Here is a 3,918-nt window from a genome sequence, read left to right as displayed (position 1 = left end):
GGGTGTCCCACAGCGGCCCTCCGATCACGAAGTCGGAGTTGAGCGCCAGGGCTCCGGTGAGCTCCGGGGTGGTGACGGCGTACAGCGCCTTCGGGCCCAGCCCGGCCCGCTCATCGGGCCTCACTGGAAGGAAGTTACGGACGCGACCTTGTGGTCAGCGTCCCGCCAGGGAGCTCACCTGCGACGTAGCTCTCAGGTATTACGGGTACCACCTCTTGCGGGGACCGCCGGGCCTCACCAGGCCAGCTGCGCGATCTCCTCCGCCACCACCGCACACGCGTCCGCAGCCGGATCGATCAACGGGAAGTGCCCCACGTCCTCGAGGAGGGTGAGCCCCACCACCTCTCCGGCCTTCGCCGCCGCGTCCGCGTACGACTCGGCGACGGCCTGCGGTACGACGACATCGGTCCGGCCCTGGACGAGGGTCGTGGCGATCCCCGTGGGCAGCAGATGGGCAGGATCGGCGTACGGCTGCCTCTCACCGAACAACTCCTCCCCGCCCAGGAGTTGAAGAGACGCCCCAGAACACACGTCGAGCTTTTCGGCGACAGTGAAGTCCGCGATCGGAGCGAGCGCGACGACACCGCGCAGGGGCGCCGGCCGCTCCGTATGCCAGGGCGCGTCCGCGGGCAGCAGATGCCGGGCGGCGGCCCACAGGGCGAGCTGTCCGCCCGCCGAGTGCCCGGTGATCACCGTACGGCGCGGGTCGGCCTGCGGCAGGGCCTCCCGTACGAGGCCGGGGAGCGCGTCGAGCACGGCCGCGACGTCGTCGAAGGTGTCCGGCCAGCGCCCCGCGACGGAACCGCCACCACCCTCCTCCGGTACGGCACCGCCCCGCCGGTATTCGACATTGGCCACGGCGAAGCCCCGCCGGGCCAGGAAGTCCGCGAACGGGGTGATGTGCCGGCGGTCGTACGCGGCCCGCCAGGCGCCCCCGTGCAGTACGACGACGAGGGGGGCCGACTCCTCGCCCCCGCGCGGAGCGTAGAAGTCGACCACCTGGTCGGGATGGTCGCCGTACGCGGCTGTGGTGTCGGGCTCGACGGGCGGATGCGAGAAAGCCGACTCCTCCTCGGCCGCGGCACGGGCAGCGGCGGCGTCCGGTTCTGCGGCTTCGCGAGCTGCGGCTTCGCGGGCTGCGGCGTCGTCCGGCATGCTCCAACCTCTCAGCGCTGTTCGGCCGTTGGCCGGGACGCTATCAGGCCCGTGACATGCGCCGACACGGGGTTGTCGCGCTGTTGCGGGCGGCAGGGAACCTGCGGCCACCGCTCAGCTCCGGATCGGTCTCCGTCACGCCGCAACCCTCGATGCCGGGTACATCGGGGTTTTATCGTGGACGACGTGAGCTACCGCGAGTTTCGCGCGCCGACCGGGCTGCTGCCCGTGGTGGCCTGTCTGTGGCGTAACGACACGCTCGTGGACGGGACGGAGCGGGTGGTCCCGGACGGCTGCGTCGACCTGGTCTGGCTGGGCGAAGGCCCGCCGCTCGTCGTCGGCCCCGACACCGGCCCGGTGCTGTGGAAGCCGACCGGTGCGCCGACCTGCGGCGTACGCCTGCGGCAGGGTGCTGCGGGCGAGGTGCTGGGGCTGCCGGCCTCCGCCGTCCGCGACCTCCGGGTTCCGCTCACCGAGGTGTGGCCGGAGACCGGGGCACTGAGCGAGCGGGTGACCACGGCCCACGACACCGCCGAGCGTCTCCGCCTGCTCGCCGGGGCCGTTCTCCATCGCCGGGCCACCACCCCTGATCCACTGGCCACCGAGGCGGCCCGCCGGCTGGCGGCCCGCGAGATCCGGGTGGCCGATCTCGCCGCCGACCTCGGGGTCGGTGAGCGGCAGCTCCACCGGCGGGTGACCGCCGCGGTCGGGTACGCCCCGAAGACGCTGGCCCGCATCGCCCGGCTCCGCCGACTCATCGGTGCCGACGGGTCCGCCACGATGTCGCTGGCCGATCGGGCGCTTGCGGCCGGTTATGCCAGCCAGGCCCATATGACGGACGAGGTCCGCCGTCTGACGGGAGTCACGCCTGTCCGATTCCTGGAAGACGTCCGGCTGACCGCTGCCTAGCGTCGATGGCATGACTACTCGAACGACCACTCAGCCCACAGCCCAGCCCACCACTCAGCCCAGCGCTGAGTCCCGCATCGACTCGGCGCGGCAGTTCATGGAAGGCACGGCCCGCGTGCTCGAGCGGCGCCGGCTCGAGGTGTTCCTCGACGCCGCGCCGGTCGAGCCGGTGCTCGCCGCGCTGCGGCCCTACCAGAATCCCGACGGCGGCTTCGGCCACGCCCTCGAACCCGATGTGCGCTGCCCGGGCAGCCAGCCCTCCGCGGCCCTCACCGCACTGGAGGTCCTGGCGGAGATCGGCGCCACGAACGACCCGATGGTCACGGCGACTGCCGACTGGATCGCCTCGGTCGCCCGGCCCGACGGCGGTGTCCCACAGGTGCTGCCCTCGGCACTCGGCCACCCGCGTACCCCCTGGATGGAGCCGAACGACGAGTCCAGCTTCCTGACCTTCGCCCTCGCCGGCCGGCTGCACCAGCTGGGGGTCGAGCACCCGTGGCTCGACGCCGCGACGGCCTGGAGCTGGCGGGAGCTCGAGTCGCAGAAGGGAGTCGGTGGCTACACCATGGTGTTCGGCCTGCAGTTCCTCGACGCGGTGCCCGACCCGGACCGCGCCGCCGCCGCGATCGACCGGCTGCGACCGTCGATCCGCCCCGACGGCACCGTCCCGGTCCTCGGCGGCATCGAGGGCGAGCACGTCAAGCCGCTCGGGCTCTCACCGCTGCCGGACACCCCGAGCCGGGCACTCTTCACGCCCGCCCGGATCGATGCCGATCTGGAGCGGCTCGAGGGCGAGCAACTGGACGACGGTGGCTGGGACTTCGACTTCCTCCACTGGATGCCGGCGCAGAGCACCGAGTGGCGTGGCATCGTCACCCTCGGCGCCCTGCACATCCTCCGGGAGCACGGCCGACTCTGAGCGATTCCGGCCGTTCCGACCGTTCCCCTGAGGCGGATCACATTCGTTGGCGTCACAAACCCTGGCAGCTCAGCCCAGTACCTGTGCCAGCACCCTCACCGCCCGCTCCACATCCCCGAACCCCACGTACAACGGCGTGAAGCCGAATCGCAGAATGTCCGGTTCGCGGAAGTCGCCGACCACTCCGCGGGCGATCAGGCGGCGCATGACCTCGCTCGCCCCTTCGCAGCGCAGCGCGACCTGGCTGCCCCGTTGCGCGTGCTCGAGCGGGGTCACGCACTCCACCCGCCCCTCGGGGACGTACGCCGAGACGCACTTCAGGAAGAAGTCCGTGAGTGCGAGGGACTTGGCGCGGACCGTCTCGATCGACATGCCTTCCCATACCTCCAGCGCCGCCTCCAGGGCCAGCATGGAGAGGATGTCCGGCGTGCCCACGCGGCCGCGCGGCGCGCCCTGCGCGGGCTCGTACGAAGGCCGCATCCCGAAGGGGTCCACGTGGGAGTTCCAGCCGGGGAGCGGGGAGTCGAAGCGTTCCTGCAGATCCCGGCGGACGTACAGGAACGCCGGTGAACCCGGCCCTCCGTTCAGGAACTTGTACGTGCAGCCGACGGCCAGATCCACGCCGTGCTCGTCCAGCCCCACCGGCAGGGCCCCCGCGCTGTGGCACAGGTCCCAGACCGCGACGGCCCCCGCCTCGTGCACGGCCGCCGTCAGGGACGGCAGGTCGTGGAGGCGGCCCGTGCGGTAGTCGACGTGGTTGAGGAGCACCGCCGCGGTGCGCGGGCCGAGCGCCGACGGTACGTCGCCGGGGGTCACCGGACGCAACGTACAGCCGGTCATACGGGCCGCGGACTGGGCGATGTAGCCGTCCGTGGGGAAGGTGGTGGCGTCGACGAGGACCTCGTCCCGGCTCTCCCCCCTGCCCTCCCCCACGC

Annotated in this window: 4 protein-coding genes; 2 read left to right on the top strand and 2 right to left on the bottom strand. The window is 72.2% G+C overall.

The window, feature by feature from the left end:
• Positions 1-234: 234 nt before the first annotated feature.
• The gene (locus G5C60_RS49850) at positions 235-1,155 is read right to left on the bottom strand and encodes an alpha/beta hydrolase (protein WP_165270809.1); all 921 of its coding nucleotides are present in this window, start codon (positions 1,153-1,155) and stop codon (positions 235-237) included.
• Positions 1,156-1,341: 186 nt separating this feature from the next.
• On the opposite strand from G5C60_RS49850, the gene G5C60_RS49845 reads away from it, so the two are divergent.
• A complete protein-coding gene (locus tag G5C60_RS49845; protein ID WP_165270807.1) occupies positions 1,342-2,064 on the top strand; it encodes a helix-turn-helix domain-containing protein in 723 nt (240 codons plus the stop codon).
• Positions 2,065-2,074: 10 nt separating this feature from the next.
• Positions 2,075-2,983: a prenyltransferase/squalene oxidase repeat-containing protein gene (locus G5C60_RS49840; protein ID WP_206440993.1), complete on the top strand. Its 909-nt coding sequence runs from the start codon at positions 2,075-2,077 to the stop codon at positions 2,981-2,983.
• Positions 2,984-3,052: 69 nt separating this feature from the next.
• Here the strand turns inward: G5C60_RS49840 and G5C60_RS49835 are convergent.
• Positions 3,053-3,918, bottom strand: an 866-nt coding sequence (locus G5C60_RS49835) for an aminotransferase class V-fold PLP-dependent enzyme (protein ID WP_165270805.1), incomplete at its 5' end; no start/stop codon positions are given.

The organism is Streptomyces scabichelini (assembly GCF_011045015.1).
In the GTDB taxonomy this organism is placed as follows: Bacteria; Actinomycetota; Actinomycetes; order Streptomycetales; family Streptomycetaceae; genus Streptomyces; species Streptomyces scabichelini.
Note: the sequence above shows the minus strand (reverse complement) of the source record. Positions and strands in the feature narration are given on the sequence as shown.

Excerpts from the sequence above, each read along its gene's own strand:
- G5C60_RS49850 (WP_165270809.1), bottom strand. The coding sequence starts at position 1,155 with ATGCCGGACGACGCCGCAGCCCGCGAAGCCGCAGCTCGCGAAGCCGCA.
- G5C60_RS49840 (WP_206440993.1), top strand. The coding sequence starts at position 2,075 with ATGACTACTCGAACGACCACTCAGCCCACAGCCCAGCCCACCACTCAG.